Consider the following 24,380-nt stretch of genomic DNA (forward strand, 5'->3'; position numbering starts at 1 on the left):
GGCCGCCCCACCTCGGGTCACCGGGGCAGTCGGCGGGAACGTTCCCGGGCGGCCCGCAGCCGGCCGGGCAGGCGCACCACGCCGCCCGGCAGCAGGTAGACCACCAGCACGAACAGTGTGCCGAGCAGGAACAGCGGTTGCGAGAGCGGCACGCGCAGGACGGCGGGCAGGCCGGCCACCGCGCCGGAGCCGGCCAGGTCGCCCAGGCGGTGGTCGGCCCAGGTGTAGAGGACGCCGCCGACCAGCGGCCCCCAGCGTGTCCCGGAGCCGCCGAGGACGACCATCACCAGCAGCGAGAGGGTGAAGTCGGAGGTGGTGGTCTGCGGGGTGGCGCCGCCGGTGAGCAGCAGGTAGACGATGCCGCCGAGCGCGGCCAGGGTGCCGGCCAGCACGAAGGCCACCAGCTTGAAGCCGTACGGGCGCAGGCCCAGCACCTCGACCCGGCGTTCGTTCTCCCGGATGCCCTCCCAGACCCGCCCGGTGGGGGAGTTGACGGCTCGGTGCACCACGGCCAGGGTCAGCACCAGGTAGGCCAGGGCGATCCAGTACAGATTGGCGGTGTGCTCGATCCCCACCAGCGCGCTCGGGAGTTGGTCGGCCGGGGCGGCCCGGCCCTCCTCACCGCCGGTGAAGCCGCCGGGGTCGCGCTCGACCAGGATCGAGCCGGCCTGGGCGAACGCCAGCGTCACCATGGAGAATCCGATGCCGTTCATCCGCAGGCTGACCGAGCCCAGCAGCGCCGCCATCGCCACCCCGGCCAGCAGCCCGAGCAGTGCGGACGGCAGGAACGGCAGGCCGGCCTGCAGCATCACGGTGTTGGTCGCGTAGGTGCCGGTGGCGAAGTACAGGGCGTGGCCGAAGGAGAGCAGTCCGGTGCGGCCGAGCAGCAGGTCGTAGCCGGTGGCGAGGGCGCCGAACAGCAGGCACAGGGCGATCAGTTGGAGGCTGCCCGGGCTACCGAGCGGGCCGTCCAGCAGGCCGGGCAGCGGCAGCGAGCTCCAGGGCGCGGTGAGCAGGGCGAGCAGCAGGGCGGCGGGCCACCAGCGGGCCAGCCGGCGCAGCCGGTCGGCCGGCGGTGCGGCGGGCGGGGCGCCCGCCTGGGTCTGCTCGGGCGTGGCGGTGGTCATGCGAGTCTCCCGGTGAGTCCGCTCGGCCGGACGAGCAGCAGGGCGGCGAGCAGGACGACGACGGCGAGGTCGCCGAGCCCGGCGGTGGTGTAGTAGTTGGCGAACTGCTGGACGAGCCCGACGGCGACGGAGGCGAGGGCGGCGCCGCCGACCGAGCCCATGCCGCCCATCACCACGACCACGAAGGCGAAGATGAGCAGCGAGGTGCCCTGGCCGGGGTCGACGGAGCCGAAGTAGAGGCCGCCGAGCGCCCCGCCGAGGGCGGCGGCCGCGCCGCCGATGGCGAAGACCAGGGTGAAGGCCTTGCGGACGTCGATGCCGAGCGCGGTGACCATGGCGCGGTCCTCGACGCCGGCCCGGACCACGAGCCCGTGCCGGGTGCGCCCGAGGAAGAGCTTGAGCACGGCCAGCACGGCGAGGGCGGCGGCGATCAGCACCAGCCGGTTGACCGGCACCTGGGCGCCGAGCAGGCCGAAGGTGCCGGTGAGCGCGGCCGGACCGGGGAAGGGGCGGGCGTCGGCCCCCCAGATCGCGGAGAGCAGCGCGGGCACGGCGAGGCCGACCCCGACGGTGGCGAGCACCTGCTCGCGCGGGCGTTCGTACAGCGGGCGGATGACGGCGAGTTCGAGCAGGACGGCGGCGAGGGTGCCGGCCGCGGTCCCGAAGGCGACCGCCAGTACGAAGCCGAGGCCGCCGGGGCCGGCGCCCGGCAGGTGCCCGGAGGCGGCCCACCAGGTGCCGTACGCGCCGACGCTCAGCAGGGCGCCGTGCGCGAAGTTCAGGACGTCCATCAGGCCGAAGATCAGCGACAGGCCGGAGGCGACCAGGAAGTACAGCGCTCCCAGTCCCAGCCCGGTGAGGGTGAGCAGGACGACGGTGGACATCAGTGTTCCCTGTCGGTGTGGTGGCGGGCGGCCGGCGGCCGGCCGGCGGAGGCCTGGTCGGCGGCGCCCTGGTGGCGTCCGACGCCGAGCAGCCGGCGGGTGGCCTCGGCGTCGGTGAGCAGCTCGTCGGCGGGGCCGTGGTGCGCGGTGCGGCCGTCCGCCAGGACGACGCAGTGTTCAGCGAGCCGGCGCACCATGGCGAGGTTCTGCTCGACCAGCAGCACGGGTACGGCCGAGGCCGCCCGCTCCAGCACCTGCGCGACCTCGGTGACGACCTTCGGGGCCAGGCCCTTGGTCGGCTCGTCGGCGATGATCAGGCGGTTGCCGTTGAGAAGGGTGCGGGAGATCGCGACCATCTGCTGCTGGCCGCCGGACAGCGTCCCGGCGAGCTGCCTGGCGCGCTGCCGCAGCTCCGGGAACAGCTCGTGCACCAGAGCGTAGGCGGGCTCGCCTGCGCCCGGCCGCTCCGCCAGCCGCAGGTTCTCGGCGACGCTGAGCCCGGCGAACACGCCCCGGTCCTCGGGGGCGTAGCCGATCCCGCGCCGGACCAGGGCGTGGGTGGCCAGCCGGACGGTCTCGGTGCCGTCGAACAGTACGCTGCCGGTCCGCGGGACCAGGCCGAGGATGCCGCGCACGGTGGTCGTCTTGCCGGCGCCGTTGCGGCCGAGCAGGGCGGTCACGCCGTGCGCCCGGACGTCCAGGTCGACGCCGTGCAGGATGTGCCGGCCGCCGATGACGACCCGTAGGTCCCTGACCCGCAGCAGGGCTTCGCCGTTCACAGTTCCTCCCCGAGGTAGGCCTGCTGCACGGTCGCGTCGGCCATCACGGCCTGCGGGGTGTCCAGGGCGAGCAGGGTGCCGTGGTGCATCACGGCGAGCCGGTCGGCCAGGCCCAGCAGGACGTCCATGTGGTGTTCGACCATGAGTACGGTGCGGCCCTGTTCGCGGTGCAGCGAGCGGATCAGCTCGGTCAGCGCCGGGACCTCCTCGGCGCTCACCCCGGCCATCGGCTCGTCCAGCAGCATCAGGCGGGGCTCGCCGACCAGCAGGACGGCCAGTTCGAGTTTGCGTTTCTCGCCGTGCGAGAGGTCCCGGGCCGGGGTCTCGGCGCGGTGCCCGAGACCGGTGCGCTCCAGGGCGCTGCCGACCTGCCGGGTGTACGCGCCGGCCCGGCGCCAGATCCGGTACGAGCCGCCGCCGGCGGCCTGCGCGGCCAGCCGGACGTGGTCGGCGACCGTCATGGCCGGCCACAGGCTGGAGGTCTGGAAGGTCCGGCCGAGGCCGAGTCGGGCCCGGGCGTGCGCGGCCTGCCCGGTGATGTCGGCGCCGTCCAGTTCGATGCTGCCGGCGGTGGCCGGGTTGAGGCCGCTGATCAGGTTGAAGAGGGAGGTCTTGCCGGCGCCGTTGGGGCCGATGAAGGCGAGGAACTCGCCCTCCTGGACGTCGAAGGAGACGTCCTCGACGATGGTGGCGCCGCCGACGCCCCAGCCGAGGCCGCGCAGCCGGAGCACCGGGGACGGGAGGGCGGCCGCCCGCCCGCTCCCGGCGCCCCCGGGGCCACCCCGTGGTGCGGTGTTCGGGGATCCCATCGGTCAGCCCGCGATCGACTTGACCGTCGGCGCGGCCGCCGACATGGGCAGGGTGTGCAGCAACTCCGGCTTGGCGTCGGCTCCCTGGCCGTTCAGCCGGGCGGTGAACATCGGCTGGAGCAGCGCGTGGTCCTCCGCGCGGACCTGCTCGTCGCCCTTGGGGCCGGCGAACCGCCAGTCCTCCAGGGCCTTGACCATGGCGGCGGTGTCGGTGGCGCTGCCGGCCTCGACGGCGTGCACGATCAGCTGGGCGGCGGTGAAGCCGTCCGGGTTGAACAGGTCCGGCGTCCCGCCGGCCTTGGCGACCCCGTCCAGCATCGCCTTCTCGACCTCGTTGCCGCCGGCCGCGCCGGGGAAGTAGTGCGCCAGGAAGGAGATCTTCGCGGCGGCCGGCCCGAAGATCGGGTACGAGGCGGTTCCGGCCAGTCCGGTCACCACCTTGCCGGCGTCCAGCACGCCCTGCTGGTCCAGCGCCGTCCACAGGGCCGGGGCGCTGGCGCCGGCCCAGGCCACGTAGACGAGGTCGGGGGAGCCGGCCTTGACCTGCTGCGCGAACGGCGTCAGGTCGGTGGCGCTGGGCGGCGCCAGCACCGAGGTCACCACGGCGCCCTGGCCCTCCAGGGCGGACTTCACGGCGGCGACGTTGGCCTGGCCGAACGCCGAGTTCTGCGAGAGGACGGTGACCTTCTTGTCCTTGGCGCCGAGCAGCAGCGTCCCGGCCGCGAGGATGTCCTGGTAGGACTGCCGCCCGGAGCGGAAGGTGTACTTGTTGATGCCGGTCAGGGCGTCGGTGGCGGCCGCGCCGCTGATGAACAGCAGGTGGTTCTGCGCGGCCAGCGGGGCCACCTGCAGGGCCACCCCGGAGTCGGTGCTGCCGGCCAGGATCTTGTAGCCCTTGCCCGCCAGGTCCTTGGCGGCGGCCACGGCCTTCGCCGGATCGCCGGCGTCGTCCTGCTCGGTCACCTCGATCGGGTGGCCGGCGACCTTGTTGGTGCCCTTGGTGGCGTAGGCCAGGCCGGCGGTGAAGCCGTCCAGGTACTGCTTGCCGTAGGCGGCCAGCGGACCGCTGCGCGAGTACACCAGGCCGACCTTGACGGGCGAGGAGTCCCCGGCGGCGGCCTTGTCGGAGCCGGCCGTGCCGGCGGCGGCGCACCCGGTGAGGACGGCGCCGGCGGTCAGCAGGGAAAGCGCCTGCAGGGGTCTGCTGCTGACGACGTGTGCGGTGCGCATGCGCATGGTGGTCGGCTCCCGGGGAGTCTGTTGCCGTCCGCCGCCGCCCGGGGTGCGGGAGCGTCCGTGCGGACGCTCCCCGAGGGTCACGCTCCGGGTGGCGGCGGGGTCATGGTGGGTGGTTGGTGAGACCTTAGGAGCGGCGGCCGGGCCCGGACATGTGGGCGGCAGCAACACCTGGGCCGGGCGCCGTGTGGTGGGCGCACATGGCCGAGCCGCGGGCGGTGCCGGAACAGTGAAAAGGGCCTCACCGCCCCGGCCTGCACGGATTCCCGCCGCCGGGGGAGGCAGCGAAGGCACGGCTCCCCGGACGGAAGGCAGGAACATGGACAAGGTGGTGACCTCGGCGCGCGCGGTGGCGGACATCCCCGACGGGGCGACGCTGGCCGTCGGAGGCTTCGGCCTCTGCGGCATCCCCTCGACGCTGATCGACGCGCTGGCCGAAGCCGGCCCGACCGGGCTGCGGGTGGTCTCCAACAACTGCGGCGTCGACGACTGGGGTCTGGGCCTGCTGCTCCGGGCCGGCCGGATCGCCCGGATGACCTCCTCCTACGTGGGGGAGAACAAGGAGTTCGCCCGCCAGTACCTGAGCGGCGAACTGGAGGTGGAGCTCACCCCGCAGGGCACGCTCGCCGAGCGGCTGCGCGCGGGCGGCTCGGGCATCCCGGCCTTCTTCACCCCGGCCGGCGTCGGCACCCAGGTCGAGGAGGGCGGCCTGCCCTGGCGCTACGCGGCCGACGGCTCGGTGGCGCTGGCCTCACCGCCCAAGGAGGTACGGGAGTTCGGCGGCCGCCGGTACCTGCTGGAGGAGGCCGTCACCGCCGACTTCGCCCTGGTGCGCGCGGCTGTCGCGGACCGCCACGGCAACTGCGTCTTCCACGCCGCCGCCCGCAACTTCAACCCGCTCTGCGCGATGGCCGGCCGGATCACCCTGGTGGAGGCCGAGCGGATCGTCGAGCCGGGCGAACTGCCCCCGGACGCCGTCCACCTGCCCGGTGTGTACGTCGACCGGGTGGTCCCCGCCGGCCCCGCCGAGAAGCGCGTCGAACGCCGTACCGTCCGATCCGCCGCCCGCGGCGCAGCCGAGGAGAACTGACCATGCCGCTCGACCGCGACCAGCTCGCCGCTCGCGCCGCCCGGGAACTGCGGGACGGCCAGTACGTCAACCTGGGGATCGGCCTGCCGACCCTGATCCCCAACCACGTCCCGCCGGGGGTGCACGTCGTCCTGCACTCCGAGAACGGCATCCTCGGCGTGGGCCCCTACCCGTACGACGGCGAGGAGCACCCGGACCTGATCAACGCCGGCAAGGAGACCGTCACCACCGCCGACGGCGCCTCGTACTTCGACTCGGCGTTCTCCTTCGGCATGATCCGGGCCGGGCGGATCGACGTCTCGGTGCTCGGCGCGATGGAGGTCTCCGCCCTGGGCGACCTGGCCAACTGGATGATCCCCGGCAAGATGGTCAAGGGTATGGGCGGCGCGATGGACCTGGTGCACGGCGCCCGCCGCCTGATCGTGGTGATGGAGCACACCGCCCGCGACGGCTCACCCAAGATCGTCCGGGAGCTCACGCTGCCCGCCACCGGCCGCCGGGTGGTCGACCGCATCGTCACCGACCTCGCCGTCGTCGACGTCACCCCGGACGGCCTGCGGCTGGTCGAGCTCGCCCCGGGCACCACCCTGGAGGAGGTCCGCGCGGCCACCGGCGCGGACCTGGCGGTGGGCACCGACCTGGCCGTCGGCGTCTGACCCCCGGTTCGGGCGGCTGGCCGCCGGCGATCGGCCCCGGCCCGCCGGGTGCCGCGCCGGCCTGCCGTGTGTCGCTGGGCCCGGACGCCCGGCCGGGCCGGGAGGATGACCGGGACCAGGGCCCGCGGGCCCGTCGGGGCGGGACGGACGGAGGCGGGCAGCGTGCCGGAGACCGGGAAAGCGGGCCCACCGGGTGGCGGCAGCGGTAGCGGCGGTGGACCGGAGGAGGACGGCGGGCACGCCGAGTCCCATGGCGGAGCGCTCGGCCCCCGGTTGAACTGGCTGCGGGCCGCCGTCCTCGGCGCCAACGACGGGGTGGTCTCCACCGCCGGCCTGGTGATGGGCGTGGCCGGAGCCACCACCTCCGAGAGCGCGCTGCTCACCGCCGGCCTGGCCGGGATGCTGGCCGGCTCGCTCTCGATGGCGGTCGGCGAGTACGTGTCGGTCAGCAGCCAGCGCGACTCCGAACGGGCCGCGCTGCGCCAGGAGCAGCGCGAGCTCGCCGAGGACCCGGCGGCCGAACTCGCCGAACTCGCCGGCTTCTACGAGGCCAAGGGCCTGCCGGCCGGGCTGGCCCGCGAGGTCGCCGTCCGGCTCACCGAACAGGACCCGCTGGCCGCCCACGCCGAGGTCGAACTGAAGATCGACCCCGAGGAGCTGACCAGCGCCTGGCAGGCCGCCTGGGCCAGCTTCGTCTCCTTCACCGTCGGGGCGCTCTGCCCCCTGCTCGCCGTCCTGCTGCTGCCGGCCGCCGTGCGGGCGCCGGGCACGGCCGCCACGGTGCTCTGCGCGCTGCTGGTCACCGGCCTGCTGAGCGCCCGCCTGGGAGGGGCGCCGCCCCGGCGGGCCGTCCTGCGCAACGTGCTCGGCGGCGGGCTGGCGATGGCGGTCACCTACGGCCTGGGCGTCGCTCTGGACGCGGCGGGGGTGTGAGGCGGCGCGGGGTACGGGCGCCGGCGATCCTCCTCGGCAGCCGGCTCGCCCGCCGGGACGTCCCGGCGTCGACGGCATCGCGTCCGGGCAGCTCCGCGCTGCCCTCAGTCGTGGAACTGCGGAATGATCAGATACAGCCCGTAGAGCACGGCGGCGCCGCAGGCCAGGAAGCACAACGAGGCCCCCGCCAGGGCGGCGACCGAAGTCCGGCCGGTGCTCCTGGCCGCCTGGTGGCTCAGCATCGCCCGCACCCCCAGGGTGAACACCACGGCCACCGCGACGGTGGTGCCGATGCTGACGGCGGTGACCTCGCCCAGGGCGCTCCAGTCCAGTGCCACGGCGGCCTCCTCCCTCTCAGTTGCCCGCGGGGGCGGGCTGCGGGTTGACCGTCACGGTACGGGCGTCGTTGACGTTGTCGGCGGTGACCGGGCTGCGCCGGGACAGCAGGTAGATCACCGTCGCCGCGACCACGGCGGCCACCGCCACCGCCACCGTCCCGATCGTTCCGCCGTGCACCACGACGGCGGAGGCTGCTCCGCCGATCAGGCCCGCCGCCGGCAGGGTGATCAGCCAGGCGACGGCCATCCGGCCGGCCGTGTTCCAGCGGACCTGCGACCGGCGGCGGCCGAGCCCGGCGCCGATGATGCTGCCGCTGCAGACCTGCGTGGTGGAGAGCGCGAACCCGAGGTGGGCGGAGCTGAGGATGACCGTGGCGGAGGCCGTCTCGGCGGCGAAGCCCTGCGGCGAGCGGATGTCGGTCAATCCCCGGCCCAGTGTCCGGATGATGCGCCAGCCACCGAGGTAGGTCCCCAGGCCGATGGCCAGGCCCGCGGTGAGGACCACCCAGGTCGGCGGCCCCGAACCGGAGGCCAGCGCGCCCGCGGAGATCAGGCTGAGGGTGATCACGCCCATCGTCTTCTGCGCGTCGTTGGTGCCGTGGGCGAGCGAGACCAGTGAGGCCGACCCGATCTGCCCGAACCGGAAGCCCCGGTCCACCGACGCCTCGCCGGCCCGCCCGCTGAGCCGGTAGGCCAGCCGGGTGGCCAGCAGTGCGGCGATCCCGGCGACCACCGGTGCGGCGAACGCCGGGATGATGATCTTTTCGAGCACCTCGGTGAAGTTCACGGCTTTCAGCCCCGCACCGACCCAGGCCGCGCCGATCAACCCGCCGATCAGCGCGTGCGACGAGCTCGACGGGAGTCCGAGCAACCAGGTGAGCAGGTTCCAGAGGATCGCGCCGACCAGCCCCGCGAAGATCATGCCCAGGGTGATGAGTCCGTCGTTCACGATGCCGCCGGAGATCGTTTTGGCCACCGCCGTGGACAGGAAGGCGCCGACCACGTTGAGGACGGCGCTCACCAGCACGGCCACCCTCGGGGGCAGCGCGCCGGTGGCGATCGACGTGGCCATGGCGTTCGCGGTGTCGTGGAAACCGTTGGTGAAATCGAACGCCAGGGCTGTGATGATCACCATCACGAGAAGGAACGTGATGTGGGTCATGCAGCCAGTAGAACAGCGCCCGATGCTGTCGCGCGCTGCGACACTCGCCGCAGCCGGTCCGATTGTCGGATTGCAGATGGCATACACACGATCCTTCCCGGCCAGGTTCGGGTCGAGCACGTTCGACCCGAACCCGGCCGGGAGGCACCCGGGATCGCCGGGCCGGAGCTAGGCGCGGGTCCTGGCCGGGGTCAGCCCCGGCCGGCCGGCCGACGGGCGGCGCAGCAGCCCGTCGAGGGCGAGACTGCCGGGCCCGGTGACCGCGAGGGCCAGGAAGGCCCAGCAGAACAGCACGGCGAGTTCACCGCCGTTCTGGATCGGCCACAGCGCCTTCTCCTGGTGCACCGAGAAGTAGGCGTAGGCCATCGAACCCGAGCACAGCAGGGCGGCCGGCCGGGTGCCGAGCCCAAGCAGCACCAGCACACCGCCCGCCAGCTGGATGAGCGCGGCCCACCATCCGGGCCACTGCCCGACCGGGACGGTGCCGCCGCCGCGCGTGCCGCCCAGCACCCCGAAGAGCGAGGCGGCGCCGTGGCACGAGAACAGCAGGGCGGTGACGATCCGGAACAGTGCCAGCGTGTGGGGCCTGGCGGGTTCGAGCACGGTACGGGGATCGAAGGACACGGGGACTCCTCGGTCGGCGTCCGGCCGGCGGCCGGTACGGGGATCGTTCGGACCCGGCGCCGGCCCCACTCCGGCGCCGTCGGGCAGTCCGGTCGTCCGTCACCCGGTCGCGGTCCCCGACCCGGCGCACCCGCACACGCCTCGACGGCGCGGGACAGGTGCGCCGCCCGGCCCGTGGGCGTCCGGCACCGGCGGGCGGACGTCGGTCCGGCCCGCCGGTCGAAGACCCCGGTGCCTGGTGCGGCCGTGCTGGGCTGCGCCGGGTGATCGGTTGACCTGGCACCGACAATTCTGTCGCACCGTCAGGTCCCGGCGGCAGTCCTGTGAACCTCAAAGATTCCTCAAGTCGCCGTTCCATGTCCGGAATCCGCCGCTCGGCGTCCGGCGCCGGACACCGGGCGACCCCCGTCGCCCCGTGGCCTTCGTTGCTCTCGTCACCCCGATGCCCCCGTTCGGCCCGCTGCGGCAGCCCCGCTCGCGCGTCGCGTCAGACCCGGCGGATCGTGTTGATCGGCATGGCGTCCGCCTTCATCACCTTGACCACGTCACCGCTGTGCGGCGCGTGCACCACCATCCCGTTGCCGATGTACATCCCGACGTGGTGCCGGTCGCTGCCGTAGATCACCAGGTCGCCGGGCTGCGCCTCGGCCAGCGAGGGCACCCGGGTGCCGACGTTGCCCTGCTCCTGGGAGGTGCGCGGCAGGGAGACGTTGGCCTGGCGGTAGGCCCACACCATCAGGCCCGAGCAGTCGAACATGTCGGGGCCGACGGAGCTCCAGTGGTACGGCGCGCCCTGCTTGCTCATCGCCTTGGCGACCGCGACACCGGCGTAGCCGCCGGCCTGCGGCAGCGAGCCGAGGTCCACCCGGACGGCGTCGCGCGAGGCGCGGCCGTCCCCCTGGGTGATCGAGGCGCGGTCGGCGGCGCTGAGCGAGTTCAGCAGCGCGTTCGCCTCCTGGAGCTTCTTGTTGACGTCCGCCTTGGCCTGGTTGAGCTCCTTGGTGGTCTCGTCCAGCGAGGAGAGGACGGCGGCGGCCTCGGTCTTCTGCTGGTCGAGCCGGCGCTGCTGGTCCTGAAGACCCTTCAGTGCCTCCGCCTGGCTGGAGGTGGCCTGCTGGACGCTGGTCGCCTGCTGGAGGTAGCCGGAGGGGTCGGAGGTGAGCATCAGCTGGACGGAGGGATCGATCCCGCCGGTGCGGTACTGCTCGCCGGCCACCTCGGCCAGGCCGATCTGAAGGTGGGTCATCTGCTCCTGGCCCCGGGCCACCTGGTCCTGGAGTTGGTCGGCCTGTTTACGCAGCTGGTCGGCCCGCTCCTTGGCGCCGTTGTAGCGTTCGGCGGCCTGCTCCTGTTCCGCGTTGAGCTGGTCGACCTGCGCCTTCACCTCCTCCTTCTTGGAGGGCGTGGTGGGCGCGGCGTGCGCGCTCATCTGGGCGGAGAGGGCGACTGTGGTCACCGCGGCAGCGGTGAGCACGGTCACCCGCGCGCGGCTCGGCTGCTTCGGACGGCGGTGGGAGGTCAAAGACCCACTCCTTCTTCCTGCGGACTCACTCGATCGAGTGAATTTCCGGAAATTAAGGTTTGACAACAACCTAGTAAAGCCAGGCGCATCCCACCACTCCCGTCCCACCAGGAACTTGCTTCCCCAGCACGGAATTCACGCGATCCACACACCGGCACCACCGGAGGGTTGACCGACTGTCAGCCAGGTCCGACCGGCGGCGGACCCGCGCGCCGAAGGCTGCCCCGTACCCATCGGTCCGCCGCTTCGCCCCGCCCGATCGTGAACGGCCCACCGACGCCGTCGCTCTCGCCCGGCCGCGAACGGGACGGCCCGCGGCGCTACCGGAGCCGATGTGCCCGCCCGCGTCCGGTGCGCGGGATGTCCGCTGCCTGGGCGGGCGGTACCGGGAGGGGGAAGCTGGCTGGCGAGGAAGTCACGCATGATCTGCAGGGCCTGCTCCGGGGGGACTTCGGCCCCGGGATCGTCCGGAAGTCCCTGGATCCGGATGCGGTGATGCTCCGCGAAGCCGCGGATTCCTTCGAAGGCCCGCCCTGCCCAGGGCGGAGAGGGTTCGGCCCGGCGGCAGGGCGTCCTCGACGTACCGGGGCACCGGACGCGGGGCCGGGGTGGGCCAGGTGCCGGGGGTCTCGCGGGGTCGTGAGGGTGAAGGCGTGCGAGATGGTCCGGGCGGCGGCGTCGCGCGCGGTGAACGGGGCGTCCGGGTCCCACTGTTCGCGCCGGGTCGCGATCAGCCAGGGTCGCGATCACTGAGGTGTCGCAGTGTTCCTCGTTGAACACCTGGCCCTCGGCCACCCAGGGGGAGACGACGACGGCGGGGACACCGTAGCGGTCGACCGTGAACCCGAGCTGCCCGGCCCGGGCCGACGGGTCGGGTGGCGGCACCGGGCCGGGCGGCCGGCGGCGGGCAGGGGACCGTGCGGCAGCCGTCCCTCGGTGTCGGTGGCGTTGCCTAGCATGACGGCATGCGTGAGTACTTCAGGGTGGGCGGGCGGCGGCTGTCGTATCTGGACTTCGGTGGTCCGGGCGTCCCGCTGCTGGCCCTCCACGGGCACTACAACGAAGCCTCGGCGTTCGAGCCGCTGGCCGGGGCACTGGCGCCACGCTGGCGGGTGATCGCGCTCGACCAGCGCGGGCACGGTGAGTCCGACCGGGCGCCGAGTTATGAACGGGACGACTACGTGGCCGACATCGCGGCGTTCCAGCGCCATCTGGGCCTCGGCCCGGTGGCGGTCCTCGGCCACTCCCTGGGCGGCGTGAACGCCTACCAGTACGCGGCGAGGCAGCCGGGCCGGGTCACCGCCCTGATCGTGGAGGACATCGGCGCGGTCGTGGACTGCGACTGGTCGTTCACCGAGCGGCTTCCCCGTGGCGCGTCGTCCCGCGGAGCGCTGATCGCGGCGCTCGGCGCGGCCGGGCCCTATCTGGAGTGTTCCGTACGGCGAACCGGGGACGGCTGGGGCTACTCGTTCGGCATCGAGGACACCGTGCGGTCCCAGCAGGCGCTCAACGGTGACCACTGGGACGACTGGACGGGGGTGCGGTGCCCGACCCTGCTCGTACGTGGAAGGCGGAGCGACGAACTGGCCGCCGACCACGCCCGTGCCATGGTGGCCGGCCGGGCCGAGCTGGTCGAGCTGGTCGAGCTGCCCACCGGGCACGTCGTGCACCACGACGCGCCGGCCGGGTTCGCCGATGCCGTCCGCTCCTTCCTGGCCAGGTGCGGCTCGTCCTGAGAGGGAGGCGACGAGCCGCCCGCCAGGACCTGGCCGCCCCGGGCCGACCGCTGCGCGCGGCCGGCCCCGAGCCGGCGTAGAGGGGCCCGGCGTACCGTCTCTGAGGGCCGAGAAGTCGGCTACAGCGCGGCCAGGTTGCCCTCCAGGTCGTCCAGGCCGAGCGAGCCCTGGGAGAGCGCCTTCATGTGCCAGGCCTTGAGGTCGAAGGCGGCGCCGTGCCGGGCCCGGGCCGCCTCCCGGCCCCGCAGCCAGGCGCGTTCGCCGAGCTTGTAGCCGATCGCCTGGCCGGGCCAGCCGAGGTAGCGGTTGATCTCGCTGATCCGGGCCGGTTCCGGGCTGCCGTTGTACGTGGCCATGAACTCCGTCGCCAGTTCCGGGGTCCAGGTCTCGCCGGGGTGGAACCCCGAGCCGGCCGGGACGGGCAGGCGCAGGTGCATGCCGATGTCGATGATCACCCGGATGGTGCGCAGCATCTGCTCGTCCAGGAAGCCCAGCCGGTGGGCGGGTTCGGCGAAGAAGCCGAGGTCGTCCATCAGGCGCTCGGAGTACAGCGCCCAGCCCTCCAGGTTGGCGCTGACCTTGCCGAGGGTGACCTGGTAGGTGGAGAGCCGGTCGGCGACGTGGTTCCACTGGGCGAGCTGCAGGTGGTGGCCGGGTACGCCCTCGTGGTACCAGGTGCTGACCAGCTGCCAGGTGGGGAAGGTGTCCCGGCCCAGGGTCGGCAGATAGGTGCGGCCGGGGCGGCTGAAGTCCAGGCTGGGGGCGGAGTAGTAGGCGGCGGCGGAGCTGCCGGGCGGTGCGATGCGGGACTCCACCTTGCGGACCGGGCCCTGGATGTCGAAGTGGGTGCCGTCGAGGGCGTCGATCGCGCCGTCCATGAGCTGCTGGAGCCAGTCGCGGATGCCGTCCTCGCCCTTGATCGCGTGCCCGTGCTCCTCCAGGTGCCGCATGGTGGCCAGCGCGCCGGCGCCCGGCAGCACCCGCTCGGCCTCGGCCGCCATCTCGACCCGCAGCCGGTGGAACTCCTCCCAGGCCCAGTCGTAGGCCTCCGCCACGTCGAGGTCGGCGCCGGTGCCGAAGCGTACGGCCCGCAGGTAGCGCTCGCTGCCGACGGCGTCCGGGGTGCCGGCGGCCGCGGGCAGGTAGGTGTCGCGCAGCCAGTCGCGGAACTCGGCGACGGCGGCGGTGGCCGACAACGCGGCTCCGTCGAGTTCGGGGCGCAGGGGCTCCGGGCCGCCGGCCGCGAACCCGGCGAACCAGCCGGCCCCGCCGTCGGTCTCGCCGGTCCAGGCGGTGAGCTGGTCGACGACCACGGCCGCCTGGCGGGGCGCGGAGAGCAGTCCGCGCGAGATGCCCTCGGCGAGCGTGCGGCGGTAGCCGTCCAGGGCACCGGGCAGGTTGCGCAGCCGGCCGGCCACGGTGGCCCAGTCCTGCTCGGTGGCGGTCGGCATCAGGGTGAAGATCTCGCGGACCTGGTGGACGGGCGCGGCGACGTTGCGCAGCTGGCGGAAGTTGTCCCCGGCCTCCTGGACGGCCAGGGCGGCGGTGAGGCGTTCGCGCAGCAGCCGTGCGCAGACCTCCTCGTCCGGGTCCCACCGGTCCGGGCCGCCGGTGCGGGTCGCCTCGGCCGCGTCGAGTTCGGCGAGGGCACGCCGGTTGAGCGCGTCGGCCGCCTGGTAGCCCTCGGGGGAGAGGTCCGGCTGCCGCTGGTCCTCGGGGTGCAGGCCGAGCCAGGCGGCGACCGTCGGGTCGTGGGCGGCGACCCGGGCGACGTGCTCGTCCGCGATCCGGCTGGGTGTGATCATCTCATCTGCCATCCGGTCATCCTGACGCATCGTGATCGTCGGTGGGAGCGATTTTGACGGTGTGCAGGCGAGAATCCCGGAGGTCGGGTCCCCGGCGGGGCCGCGAACGGGTGCCGAGGGCCGTCCGCCGCTGCCGGGCGGACGTACGGCCGCACCGGCCCCGTGGGTACAGGGCCGGTGCGGTTTCCGGGCGGGCACTTCTCGGACGGGATCGGTCTTCGGACGCCACCGAGGGGTGGGAGCGGGCCCGCGGCGCTGCCGACGGATTCCGCACCCGGCGGCTGCGGAAAGCCGGTGCCGGTGACCTGGCGGTCCGGTGGCCCGGCGGTCCGATGCGGGCCCGGCCCGCATCCAGGGATTCCGCGCCCGGCCGGTGCTACGCCGAGGCGGTCACACGCCTGGGTGCGCGGCGGCGGCCGGCAGAGGAGTCCTGGCTGCCCCGGCTGCCGGTGGCCCGGGTCTCGCCTGTGGCGCCGGCGGGGCGGCCGCGGCGGCCGCGGCCGGTGGACGGGCTGCGGCGGGGCCGCTCGACGAGGGGGTCGGCGATCACGGTGGGGATGCCGGTGGGCACCCGGGCGCCGGTGATGCGGGCGAGCTCCTCGTCGCCGGCGGTGACCCGGGTGGTGACGGGGGTGATGGCTGCCGTGGTCATCATGCGGGCCATCTCGCGGCGCTGGTTGGGCAGCACCAGGGTGACGACGGTGCCGGACTCGCCGGCCCGGGCGGTGCGCCCGCCCCGGTGGAGGTAGTCCTTGTGGTCGTTCGGCGGGTCCAGGTTGACGACCAGGTCGAGCCCGTCGACGTGGATGCCCCGGGCGGCGACGTTGGTCGCGATCAGCGCGGTGACCTGGCCGGTGCGGAACTGCTCCAGGGTCCGGGTGCGCTGCGGCTGGGACTTGCCACCGTGCAGGGCCGCGGCCTTCACCCCGTTCGCGAGCAGGTCCTCCACCAGGCGGTCCGCGCCGTGCTTGGTGTCGATGAACATGATCACCCCGCCGTCCCGGGACGCGATGTGGGCGATCGTGGCGTTCTTGTCGAAGTTCTGCACGTGCAGCACGTGGTGCTCCATGGTGCTGACCGCTCCCGCGGACGGGTCCACCGAGTGCGTGACCGGGTCCTTGAGGAAGCGCCGCACCAGGCGGTCGACGTTGCGGTCCAGGGTGGCGGAGAAGAGCATCGTCTGCCCGTCCTGCTCGACCTGCTCCAGCAGCTCGGTGACCTGCGGCAGGAAGCCCATGTCGGCCATCTGGTCGGCCTCGTCCAGCACCGTGACGCCGACCCCGTCCAGCTGGCAGTCGCCGCGCTGGATCAGGTCCTTGAGCCGGCCGGGGGTGGCGACCACGACCTCCGCCCCGCGGTTCAGCGCCTGGGCCTGGCGGCCGATCGACATCCCGCCCACCACCGTCGCCATCCGCAGGCGGACCGCGTGGGCGTAGGGGGTGAGGGCCTCGGTGACCTGCTGCGCCAGTTCGCGGGTGGGGACCAGCACCAGCGCCAGCGGGCGGCGCGGTTCGGCCTTGCGCCCGGCGGTGCGGGCCAGCACGGCGAGGCCGAAGGCGATGGTCTTGCCGGAGCCGGTCCGGCCGCGTCCGAGGACGTCACGGCCGGCCAGCGAGTTCGGCAGGGTCGCGGCCTGGATCGGGAACGGCGCGGTGACGCCCTGGCGGGTCAGCGTCGAGAGCAGGGCCTTCGGCATGTCCAGCTCGTCGAAGGACTCGACGGCCGGCAGTGCCGGGGTGGTGCTCACCGGCATCGCGAACTCCCCCTGCGGGGCCGATCCCTGACGGCCACCGCGGCCGCCGGAGTACCGGCCGCCGGCCGGCCGGTCGCCGTAGAAGGAGCTGCCGCCGGAGCGGGAACCGGAGCGGGAACCGGCGGAGGAGCGGGAGCTGTCGGCCGAGCGGGAGCCGGCGCTGCGGTACGAGGGGCGACTGGAACGGTTCATGCGGGAGACCTTCCTCGGGTCGGCACGCCACGAGGAAGGCTCCGCGGCGCGAGGCGCCGGCGGAGACCGCAAGTCAACGGGCCGGAAGTACGACGGGCGGAGCGTGGACGGTGGAACCGTGCGGCACGTCACCTACGGTCGGCGCTCACCGCGGAGGGCGGGAGCGAAGAACCTCGAACCGTGAGCTGTCACGGCAGGGCGCCGATCCGGACGAGACGCCGTGCGTCTCACGTGGGGATGGTCGCCGGTGGCGGAACCGGTGGGCCTGAGCGGCCCAGGGAGGCGCCGGGGGCACGACGCCGAGGGGGCCCGCACCGGGCATGTACGCGGTGCGGGCCCTCGCTGCCAGGCGGGTGCCCTGGCGGAAAAACTACAGCGGACGAATGTTCTCGGCCTGCGGGCCCTTCTGGCCCTGCGTGACGTCGAACTCGACCTTCTGGCCCTCGAGCAGCTCACGGAAGCCGTTGGCGTTGATGTTCGAGTAGTGGGCGAACACGTCAGGACCGCCACCCTCCTGCTCGATGAAGCCGAAGCCCTTTTCCGCGTTGAACCACTTCACAGTGCCATTAGCCATAAAAAAATCTCCTTCAAGGGGCTGTCCGGAGCCCGCACAGTGCGGGCTCCGAGTCGCCGCGATGAGCACCCATCCGGGGAAAAACCGGGAAACAAAAAATGCGCCTGCGACACATCAGCAGGCGCACACAAAGTTCATGGGAACCACTACTGCAACTAGGACAACTCTAGCAGGCCACGGCCCGCCGCGGTGGAATTTTCACCCCCGCCAGCCGGAGCCTTCCCGCCGCTGCCCGCCGACCCCGGCCCGATAGGCCATCAACCCACTGGAGAGCAAAGCGAGTTGGGTGCTCAGATGGCCGCCGGGGCACCGGTGGCCCCCAAGGCGGGCAATTTCCGCAGGCGGAGCGCCCGCCCGCGCCGCGGACGGCCCCGGCGAAGGCGACGCACCAGGCCCACCGGCGCCGCCCGGCGGCACGCCGGGCGGCGAACGCGACATTCCGGTCCCACCGAAATCAAATGCCCCGGAAGGACCGGCGCCCCCGCTTCCCGGCGCATACCGGAGGAAATGACGAAATTTGCAGCAGTTCCCCTCCCGCTACCCACCAGCCCCTTCAAGGCCCGAGTGGCGGCACCGCGCAAGCACTTCGCCGTCGGCGACCGGGTCACCCACGACACGTACGGCCTCGGCCGGGCCATCGGCGTCGAAGGTGACAGCCACATCGCGGTACTCGTCGACTTCGGATCACGGCAGGAACGCATCACCCCGCCCTGCACCGGGATGTTCAAACTCTGACCCGGATGCGCCCAGGAGAGGGCGGCAAGAACCAGGGGCTGAGTCCCGCCCGAGCGGGCAGCGGTACGAGCGGCCGGGTGGCGGAGTGCTTCAGCCGGCCGGTGAGCGGTCGAGTCGGCCCCGGCCCGGAGGCCGTCCGGGCCCAAAGCCCGAGGCCCGCCACCGGGTGGCGGGCCTCCTGGCCGAGCACTCTGCTCAGCCGGCCCGGTCGATCAGCAGCTTCGCGGCCAGCGTCGCACCGTCGGTGCGGATCGTGGCGGCCACAGCGGCCGCCCGGGTTCGGGTCCCGGGAGCCAGGGCGACGGCGAGCGCGTCCGACAGCGACGCGAACGTCGGGTTCGGGCCGTCGTGTGCCGCGCCGATGCCGAGGTCGGCCACGCGGCCTGCCCAGTACGGCTGGTCGGCCAGCTGGGGTACGACCACCTGGGGCGTACCGGCGCGGGCGGCCGTGGTCGTGGTGCCGGCGCCGCCGTGGTGGACGACGGCGGCGACCCGCGGGAACAGGGCGTGGTGGTCGACCTCCCCGACGGTGAGGCAGTCGTCCTGGTCGTCGGCCACGGCCAGGTCGGCCCAGCCGCGGGAGAGCAGCACACGGCGGCCCTGCGCCCGGACCGCCTCGACGGCCGCCCGGGCCACGTCGTCGGCGTCGCGCATGGGAATGCTGCCGAACCCCACGTACACCGGCGGTTCGCCGGCGCGCAGGAACGCCTCGACGTCGGCCGGCAGCGGGCGGTCGTCCGTCCGGAACCACGCGCCGGTCTGCACCACGTCGAGGTCGGCCGGCTCCTGCCACGGGCTGAGCACGGGGTCGGTGGCCAGCCAGGGGCGGTCGGTGAGGACGTGGTCGCGGAAGTGGGCCACCGGCGGCAGGCCGACGGACGCCCGGTGGGTGTTGAGACCGGTCCCGAACAGCACGTTCATGGTCTCGGTGTCCAGGTCCCACAGCGTTCGGTTGTCGGTCGCACCGGGTGGGAACGGCCGGCCCGGCCGTTCGAACGGCGGGTGGTGCGGCGAGGGCAGGTAGGCGGGGAAGTAGGCGACGAACACATAGGGGATGCCCAGGCGCTCGGCGGCCGTCCGCGCGCCGGCCGCGGCCGGGAGCAAACCGGTCGCCAGGATGACGTCGCATCCCTCGGCGGCCGTGACGACCGCCTCGTAGGTCGTGGCGGTCAGCGCGGCCGCGCGTGCGGGCAGCCCCTCAGCGGGAGCCTTCGTCCTCCCGGTGAGCACCCCCTTCACGAACGGGCGCACCGGCTCGCCGATCGGCACCAGCGGGAGGCCGACGGAGTCGAACAGCTCCGCGAAGTCCGGAGGCGTGCACATCCGTACGTCCGCTCCGAGGTCCCGCAGCTGCGCCGCGACCGCCACCAGCGGTTCGACGTCTCCGCGTGACCCGTAGGCCATCAACAACACGCGCATGCGGCGATTCTCATTTCGTGGGATGTCGGGTTCGGCCGGCGGGGGCGCCCACCGCGCCCCCGCCGGCCAGGTCCGGCAGGGCGCGGTGACCAGACCCGAAGGTGCCCGGGCAGCCGCCGCGGTCGGACGTCGGGCCGTTCGAAGGAACAGCTCCGTGGTGGCCGCGGCCGTCGGTCGGACGGTGGCCGCGGGCGTTACAGCTCCAGGTGCCAGTTCTGTTCGGCGGGCTCTCCGCCTGCGCAGGTCCAGAGGGTCACCCAGGTGCCGTTGCCGAGGTTTCCGCCGTAGTTGGTCAGGCATTTGTTCGAGTGCGAGGTCTTGATCTCCCGGAAGAAGTCCGACACCGACTGGTCGAAGTCCTGGCTCTCGGCACCGGTGCACGGCCACAGGGTCAGTACCGCGCCGTTGGAGTAGATGCGGTCACCCTCCGGGGTCAGGCACTTTCCGCTGGTCTCGTGGACGATCCTGTCGCCGCGCCAGATCCAGTTCTGGAGATCGCTTCCGGTGCACGTCCACAGGGTGATGCGGGTGCCGTTGGCGGTGCTGTTCCCCTGCGGCGTTGCACACTTGTTCGTCCCGGACGGCTGGACGTTCAGCATCGGCATGCCGGGGGGCTGGGCGTGGGCCGACGAGGCCGCCGGAAGAGTGAAGCCGAGCAGCATGGCGGCCGTGGCCGCAGCGCGTATGCCGCGAGTGCGCATGATACGAGTCCCCCCGAAGATGATTACTTGATCGGAAACATGCACCGGAGTTGTCGTCCAGGAAACGCTGTGCACCCGCGGGCCCCTGCGGCCGGGGTGGACAGCGCTGACACCTGGACGGCGTCTTCGGCGCCCACTGAATCTAGATCGACGCGCCGTGCGGGGGTGTGCGTGGTGTGCAGGGATTCTCGACTTGTCGTGCAATCAGGGTGGCTGGTGCGCCTGCAGATCGGCGCCCGCCCCCGTCCCGCCGATGACTCGTCAGGGGACGGCCAGGGCGGTATGACGCGGCGCCAATTCCCGCTGGGGCCCAGGTCACCTTGTACTGCGACCTATGGCTAGTGGATCATGGACTGTTCAGGGCTGGTCCTCCCGCCGGCGCCGGCGCGGTACCGCCGACGAAGGTCCGCCCCGCCGTCGCGCCGTGAGTATGTGGAGGACTTCGTGGGATGGTCGAGTGCGTCTGCTGCTGCCGTGTCGCCGGCGGACAGGTTCGACTGGTTCTGCGCGACGGTGTCCAGCGACGTGATGCCCTTCTCCTTGAGCACCGACCGTGCGGCCGACTTCCACGCCACCATGACGGACCTGGACCTGGGTACCGTGCGGATGTCGGCGTTCGCCTTCTCGCCGATGTCGGCGCGACGCTCCGCGGCACACATCAGGCAGGGCGATCCCGAGAGCTACCAGCTGAACTTCGTCTCAGCGGGCACCCTCTGGGTCAACCAGCTCGGCCGCGACGCACTGGTCACCGGAGACATCGTGCTGTCGAACACCTCACGCCCGTCCGAGACGGCCTGTCTCCGCGTCGCCGGGCCGGTCCGCACGCTGACCCTGCAGATACCCCGGTCCGCCCTGCCGCTGCGCCCGAACAGGGTGGACCGCCTCCTCGCGCAGCGCATCCCGGCGCGGCACGGAACCGGGGCGATCCTCGCCGGCTTTCTCGGCACGCTCCTCGATCAGAGGCAGCACTGCGGGGACGAGGAGCTGTCCCGCATGGGGGCCGTCACGCTCGACCTGGTCACCGCATGCCTGGCCCAGCAGCTCGGAGACCCGGAGGAGAGGCCGGCAGAGGCCTGCGCACAGACGATGCTGCACCGGGTCCACGGCTTCATCGAGCACAACCTCGGGGACCCGGACCTCACACCCCAGGCGATCGCCTCCCGGCACCACATCTCGCTGCGCACCCTCTACGCACTCTTCCAGGGCCGGCCCGAGAGCGTCGCGGGCTTCATCCGCAGACGACGACTCGAACGGTGCCACGCCGACCTGGCCCGCCCCGCGTCGCGTGAGCCCGTCCAGGCGATCGCGGCACGCTGGGGATTCGCCAGCGCCACCGCCTTCACCCGCTCCTTCCGTGACGCCTACGGCACCACGCCGACCGAGCACCGCGAGAACGCACGGCGCGCCCGCCAGGCAGAGACCGGTCACTGACCGGGTACGCCGGCGTGTTCGTCCTGGCCGGCCCCGGTGCGACCGCCCCGAGGCCGTCGGAGCCCGCTCGCACCTTGGTGCCGGGTCCTGCCGCCGCCGTCACAGGCTCAGCAGCAGGTCCCGGACGGCGGCGGGCCGGGACAGGAACGGGTGGTGGCCGGCGTCGAGTTCGACGACGCTGCCGGCCCGGCGGGCGAACTCCCTCTGGAGACGCGGCGGGGTGCCCAGGTCCTGGGCGCAGACGAGGTACGTCGAGGGCACCCGCTGCCATGCGGCCGCCCCGACCGGCTGCCCGGTCACCCGCAGGCTCTGGCGGGCGAGGCGGTCCGCCGCCTGCGTCCGGACCTCGGGGTCGCAGTCCTGCAGGAAAGTGTCCACGAGCAGGTCGGGGCGAACCCCGAAGGTGCCGGCGGCGGGGTCGACGTCGAGGAACGGGGCCGGGCCACCGTCCCCGAACTCCGACAGGCTCTGCCCGACCTCGGGCAGGTAACTGGAGACCAGCAGCAGATGGCGCACCGACCCGACGCCCGCGGCGGCTTCCGCGGTGACGATGCCGCCGTAGCTGTGGGCGACCACAACGGTGGGCTCGTCGTCCGCCAGCAGTGTCTGCCGCACCGCCGCCACGTCCTCGGACAGCCCCGGACCGTCGGCGCCTGCGGGCAGGCCCGCCTCGCCGCAGCTGGGCAGCTCCGGCGCCACGCTCGTCACCCCTCGCTCCCGCAACAGCGCGGCGGTGCGGTGCCACCACCACGACCCGTCCCGCACACACGCCCCGTGCACGAACACGACCCTCATCGCTGCCTCCACGTCCGCCTCGGCCGCCTTTCGACCCACGGTAGACGCAACGGCCGTCCCGGTGGAGATCCGGAGATCACCGACGGAATCACGGCCGGACCCGGAGCCGGAATCCTCGCAGCACCGGTCCCCGGTTCCGCCGCCGTCGGCGCGCCGGGTCGCCGCCAAGCCCTTGCCCGAGAACCCCCGGCACCTGCCGACGGAGGGTCGGCGGCGCGTGGCGGGGGAGGGCCGGTCCGCCACGGGGTGGACCGGGGCGCACCCCGATCCGCCTCCGGCTCAGACCGTGACCTGCTCAGCCTGCTTCCAGCGCGTCGGCGCGCCGGCTCAGGTCTGCCGCGATGTGGTCCCACTCCGGGCCGAACAGTCCAAGGCTCAGGGCGGCCTCCCGCATCAGCTCCGGCTCGTCCGGTCGCTGCAGGAGCACCAACCGGTACGCGAGGTTGCGCACCCACACCGGCAGGTAGCCGTTGACCGGGGGCGGGCACAGTTCATGCAGCATGGCCATGATCGAGTCCGCGTCGGCGAAGGTCAGTTCCTCGACGAAGTGGTGCTCCTGGTGGGTCTGGTCGCAGTCCGGCGTGGGTCGGAACTCGTCGCCGTAGAGGCCTGACGGTCAGTCGCCCTGCACCTCTCGGCAACCAAAATCTGCGAGCAGTCCCGGCGGGCCAGATCACCGGAAACGCCCTGGCGAATCTGCCCGGATCATCTGAGATTTGGACCAGATCACCCGAGACGGGACATCAAAGTCCGTTGAGGCGGGCCAGGGACCGGGTGACCAGTGACACCGAAGTCGGACCGATTGGCACTTCGGGTGGCCCGGCGGTCTTTCGTGACAGCGAAGTCGGACCGCGCGATTACCCCGGGCCCCGGTTCGCCTGTCCGAGGGGCGGTCTACGCTCCGCGACATGGATGATCAGTTGTGGGTGGGCGTACGGGAGCGGGTGGAGGCAGTGGCGTCTGCACCGGTCCGGTCGGGACCGTGTCCCGCTGTGTGCGGATCGAACGGTCATGATTTCCGCCTCGACCCGGTCCTGTCCCCTGCGGACCTGGCAGAACTGGAGGCGCAGATCGGCGCCGAGCTGCCGCAGGAGTACCGGACGTCCGCACGACCGAACATCCGAACCCGCAGACACCGCAGGAACCCACCGGCTCGCCTGCTTTCGCTCAGTTGAACTCGGGGGGTCCGAACGGGATGTACGCCGCCGGCCAGGCCCTGCACCGGTTCGCTTTGGGGGTGGCAGCCGCGCTGCTGGCGGTGGCACGGTGAACTGGACCGTCGGCCAGCTCGTACGAGACGGCCTTCGTCTTCCCGCCCACGAGCTACGGCACGAGCGACTCGTGCGGCTGGTCGCACTCGTCGTTCGACAAGTGCAGTCGCCGAAGGTCCTGGAGGGCACCGACTGGGAACGGGAACCGAACCCACCGGGCCTCGTAGCCTGCTTCGCCGTACTCGTGCAACACCTTCCGGGCGGCTCCGATCACGGCGTGCACCAGCCTGCTGCGAGGCTGGGTTGATCGCCACGAAACGGTGCCGTCGGCGTCGGGAGCGTCGAAGCTCGCGGACATGTCGGGGAACCTGTAGATCGAGACGTCAACGCCTGCGCCGACGCGACGAAGCACCCACCTGATTTCGACGGGTTCAAGGTCGAAGGAGACCCGTTCGACCGGGTCCGGACGGTACATGCCTCCCAGCCCGTAGAGCAGGTCGGCCAAGGCATCGGTGCAGTAACTGACCACGTACTTCGCTTCGGCGGCCGCGTCAGCGATTCGGCATGTTGCCCAGCCGCTACCGCTGAGCTGCCAATCGAACGCGATCTGACCTGTCATCCTGCCCCCTTGGCTGTTCTTGCCAGGACGGTATCGCGGTGACGACCCGGTCGGTCCCCTCGCCGGCGGAACCCTGCTGACGGTGTGCCACGACTGCTGCAGTCTCGCGTGGGCCTCGCCGACGGACGTCTCGAAGGAGTTGACGGCGGCCCGGGCCCGGGGGTGCGCTACGGCCGACGGCGGAGGCGGTCGAACCCCGGGGGACGGGCCGCCGGGCTGCTGCTCCCTGCTGCCACGCCCCCGCTCCTG

The 24,380-nt window shown here is 73.0% G+C and carries 23 protein-coding genes; 6 read left to right on the plus strand and 17 right to left on the minus strand.

Annotated elements, in window-relative coordinates:
* Window positions 1–17: 17 nt before the first annotated feature.
* The 5 genes from OG689_RS36120 to OG689_RS36140 are packed head-to-tail and all read right to left on the minus strand — an operon-like array spanning window position 18 to window position 4,829.
* Window positions 18–1,127, minus strand: coding sequence for a branched-chain amino acid ABC transporter permease (locus tag OG689_RS36120; RefSeq protein ID WP_266325455.1), 1,110 nt, complete (start codon window positions 1,125–1,127; stop codon window positions 18–20).
* Complete coding sequence (locus OG689_RS36125) at window positions 1,124–2,011, minus strand: branched-chain amino acid ABC transporter permease (protein WP_266325457.1); 888 nt, start codon at window positions 2,009–2,011, stop codon at window positions 1,124–1,126. Before OG689_RS36125 ends, OG689_RS36120 begins: the two co-directional genes overlap by 4 nt.
* Window positions 2,011–2,790: an ABC transporter ATP-binding protein gene (locus tag OG689_RS36130; RefSeq protein ID WP_266325459.1), complete on the minus strand. Its 780-nt coding sequence runs from the start codon at window positions 2,788–2,790 to the stop codon at window positions 2,011–2,013. Before OG689_RS36130 ends, OG689_RS36125 begins: the two co-directional genes overlap by 1 nt.
* Entirely contained in the window at window positions 2,787–3,599 is an 813-nt protein-coding gene (locus OG689_RS36135; RefSeq protein WP_266325461.1) for an ABC transporter ATP-binding protein, read from the minus strand. Before OG689_RS36135 ends, OG689_RS36130 begins: the two co-directional genes overlap by 4 nt.
* A gap of 3 nt (window positions 3,600–3,602) precedes the next feature.
* The gene (locus OG689_RS36140; RefSeq protein ID WP_266325463.1) at window positions 3,603–4,829 is read right to left on the minus strand and encodes a substrate-binding domain-containing protein; all 1,227 of its coding nucleotides are present in this window, start codon (window positions 4,827–4,829) and stop codon (window positions 3,603–3,605) included.
* A 325-nt stretch (window positions 4,830–5,154) separates the two neighbouring features.
* Here OG689_RS36140 and OG689_RS36145 point away from each other — a divergent pair, with 325 nt between their 5' ends.
* The 3 genes from OG689_RS36145 to OG689_RS36155 all read left to right on the plus strand — a co-directional run bounded on the left by OG689_RS36145 (window position 5,155) and on the right by OG689_RS36155 (window position 7,514).
* Window positions 5,155–5,925: a CoA transferase subunit A gene (locus tag OG689_RS36145; RefSeq protein WP_266325465.1), complete on the plus strand. Its 771-nt coding sequence runs from the start codon at window positions 5,155–5,157 to the stop codon at window positions 5,923–5,925.
* Window positions 5,926–5,927: 2 nt separating this feature from the next.
* Window positions 5,928–6,581 carry a CoA transferase subunit B gene (locus OG689_RS36150; protein WP_266325467.1) on the plus strand — a complete coding sequence of 218 codons (654 nt, stop codon included), beginning with the start codon at window positions 5,928–5,930 and terminating at the stop codon, window positions 6,579–6,581.
* 273 nt (window positions 6,582–6,854) lie between these two features.
* A complete protein-coding gene (locus OG689_RS36155; protein WP_266327691.1) occupies window positions 6,855–7,514 on the plus strand; it encodes a VIT family protein in 660 nt (219 codons plus the stop codon).
* A 104-nt stretch (window positions 7,515–7,618) separates the two neighbouring features.
* Here the strand turns inward: OG689_RS36155 and OG689_RS36160 are convergent, their stop codons facing one another.
* The 4 genes from OG689_RS36160 to OG689_RS36175 all read right to left on the minus strand — a co-directional run bounded on the left by OG689_RS36160 (window position 7,619) and on the right by OG689_RS36175 (window position 11,160).
* Window positions 7,619–7,852, minus strand: a complete 234-nt coding sequence (locus OG689_RS36160; protein ID WP_266325469.1) for a hypothetical protein — start codon at window positions 7,850–7,852, stop codon at window positions 7,619–7,621.
* 16 nt (window positions 7,853–7,868) lie between these two features.
* Window positions 7,869–9,014 (minus strand): inorganic phosphate transporter, encoded by a 1,146-nt coding sequence (locus OG689_RS36165; protein ID WP_266325471.1) that lies wholly within the window; start codon window positions 9,012–9,014, stop codon window positions 7,869–7,871.
* Between the two features lie 168 nt (window positions 9,015–9,182).
* Window positions 9,183–9,638, minus strand: a complete 456-nt coding sequence (locus OG689_RS36170; RefSeq protein WP_266325473.1) for a DoxX family protein — start codon at window positions 9,636–9,638, stop codon at window positions 9,183–9,185.
* Between the two features lie 487 nt (window positions 9,639–10,125).
* Entirely contained in the window at window positions 10,126–11,160 is a 1,035-nt protein-coding gene (locus OG689_RS36175; RefSeq protein ID WP_266325475.1) for an NlpC/P60 family protein, read from the minus strand.
* A gap of 965 nt (window positions 11,161–12,125) precedes the next feature.
* Here OG689_RS36175 and OG689_RS36180 point away from each other — a divergent pair.
* Complete coding sequence (locus tag OG689_RS36180; RefSeq protein ID WP_266325477.1) at window positions 12,126–12,896, plus strand: alpha/beta fold hydrolase; 771 nt, start codon at window positions 12,126–12,128, stop codon at window positions 12,894–12,896.
* 119 nt (window positions 12,897–13,015) lie between these two features.
* Here the strand turns inward: OG689_RS36180 and OG689_RS36185 are convergent, their stop codons facing one another.
* The 3 genes from OG689_RS36185 to OG689_RS36195 all read right to left on the minus strand — a co-directional run bounded on the left by OG689_RS36185 (window position 13,016) and on the right by OG689_RS36195 (window position 17,220).
* Window positions 13,016–14,713: a DUF885 domain-containing protein gene (locus OG689_RS36185; protein WP_266325479.1), complete on the minus strand. Its 1,698-nt coding sequence runs from the start codon at window positions 14,711–14,713 to the stop codon at window positions 13,016–13,018.
* Window positions 14,714–15,077: 364 nt separating this feature from the next.
* On the minus strand, window positions 15,078–16,646 hold the full coding sequence (locus OG689_RS36190; protein WP_266325481.1) for a DEAD/DEAH box helicase: 1,569 nt from the start codon (window positions 16,644–16,646) through the stop codon (window positions 15,078–15,080).
* Between the two features lie 370 nt (window positions 16,647–17,016).
* Entirely contained in the window at window positions 17,017–17,220 is a 204-nt protein-coding gene (locus tag OG689_RS36195) for a cold-shock protein (RefSeq protein WP_030918248.1), read from the minus strand.
* Window positions 17,221–17,727: 507 nt separating this feature from the next.
* On the opposite strand from OG689_RS36195, the gene OG689_RS36200 reads away from it, so the two are divergent.
* The gene (locus OG689_RS36200; protein WP_266325483.1) at window positions 17,728–17,955 is read left to right on the plus strand and encodes a hypothetical protein; all 228 of its coding nucleotides are present in this window, start codon (window positions 17,728–17,730) and stop codon (window positions 17,953–17,955) included.
* Between the two features lie 195 nt (window positions 17,956–18,150).
* Here the strand turns inward: OG689_RS36200 and OG689_RS36205 are convergent, their stop codons facing one another.
* Both OG689_RS36205 and OG689_RS36210 read right to left on the minus strand, forming a co-directional pair.
* Window positions 18,151–19,374 carry a glycosyltransferase gene (locus tag OG689_RS36205; RefSeq protein WP_266325485.1) on the minus strand — a complete coding sequence of 408 codons (1,224 nt, stop codon included), beginning with the start codon at window positions 19,372–19,374 and terminating at the stop codon, window positions 18,151–18,153.
* A 194-nt stretch (window positions 19,375–19,568) separates the two neighbouring features.
* Complete coding sequence (locus OG689_RS36210) at window positions 19,569–20,075, minus strand: RICIN domain-containing protein (protein WP_266325487.1); 507 nt, start codon at window positions 20,073–20,075, stop codon at window positions 19,569–19,571.
* Between the two features lie 474 nt (window positions 20,076–20,549).
* Between OG689_RS36210 and OG689_RS36215 the strand changes: the two genes are divergently transcribed.
* On the plus strand, window positions 20,550–21,506 hold the full coding sequence (locus tag OG689_RS36215; protein WP_266325489.1) for a helix-turn-helix domain-containing protein: 957 nt from the start codon (window positions 20,550–20,552) through the stop codon (window positions 21,504–21,506).
* 99 nt (window positions 21,507–21,605) lie between these two features.
* Here the strand turns inward: OG689_RS36215 and OG689_RS36220 are convergent, their stop codons facing one another.
* The 3 genes from OG689_RS36220 to OG689_RS36230 all read right to left on the minus strand — a co-directional run bounded on the left by OG689_RS36220 (window position 21,606) and on the right by OG689_RS36230 (window position 24,131).
* Window positions 21,606–22,301 (minus strand): alpha/beta fold hydrolase, encoded by a 696-nt coding sequence (locus OG689_RS36220; protein WP_266325491.1) that lies wholly within the window; start codon window positions 22,299–22,301, stop codon window positions 21,606–21,608.
* A gap of 295 nt (window positions 22,302–22,596) precedes the next feature.
* On the minus strand, window positions 22,597–22,809 hold the full coding sequence (locus OG689_RS36225) for a hypothetical protein (RefSeq protein ID WP_266325493.1): 213 nt from the start codon (window positions 22,807–22,809) through the stop codon (window positions 22,597–22,599).
* 815 nt (window positions 22,810–23,624) lie between these two features.
* On the minus strand, window positions 23,625–24,131 hold the full coding sequence (locus tag OG689_RS36230; RefSeq protein ID WP_266325495.1) for a hypothetical protein: 507 nt from the start codon (window positions 24,129–24,131) through the stop codon (window positions 23,625–23,627).
* Between the last annotated feature and the right edge of the window lie 249 nt (window positions 24,132–24,380).

This window comes from Kitasatospora sp. NBC_00240 (assembly GCF_026342405.1).
Taxonomy (GTDB): domain Bacteria; phylum Actinomycetota; class Actinomycetes; order Streptomycetales; family Streptomycetaceae; genus Kitasatospora.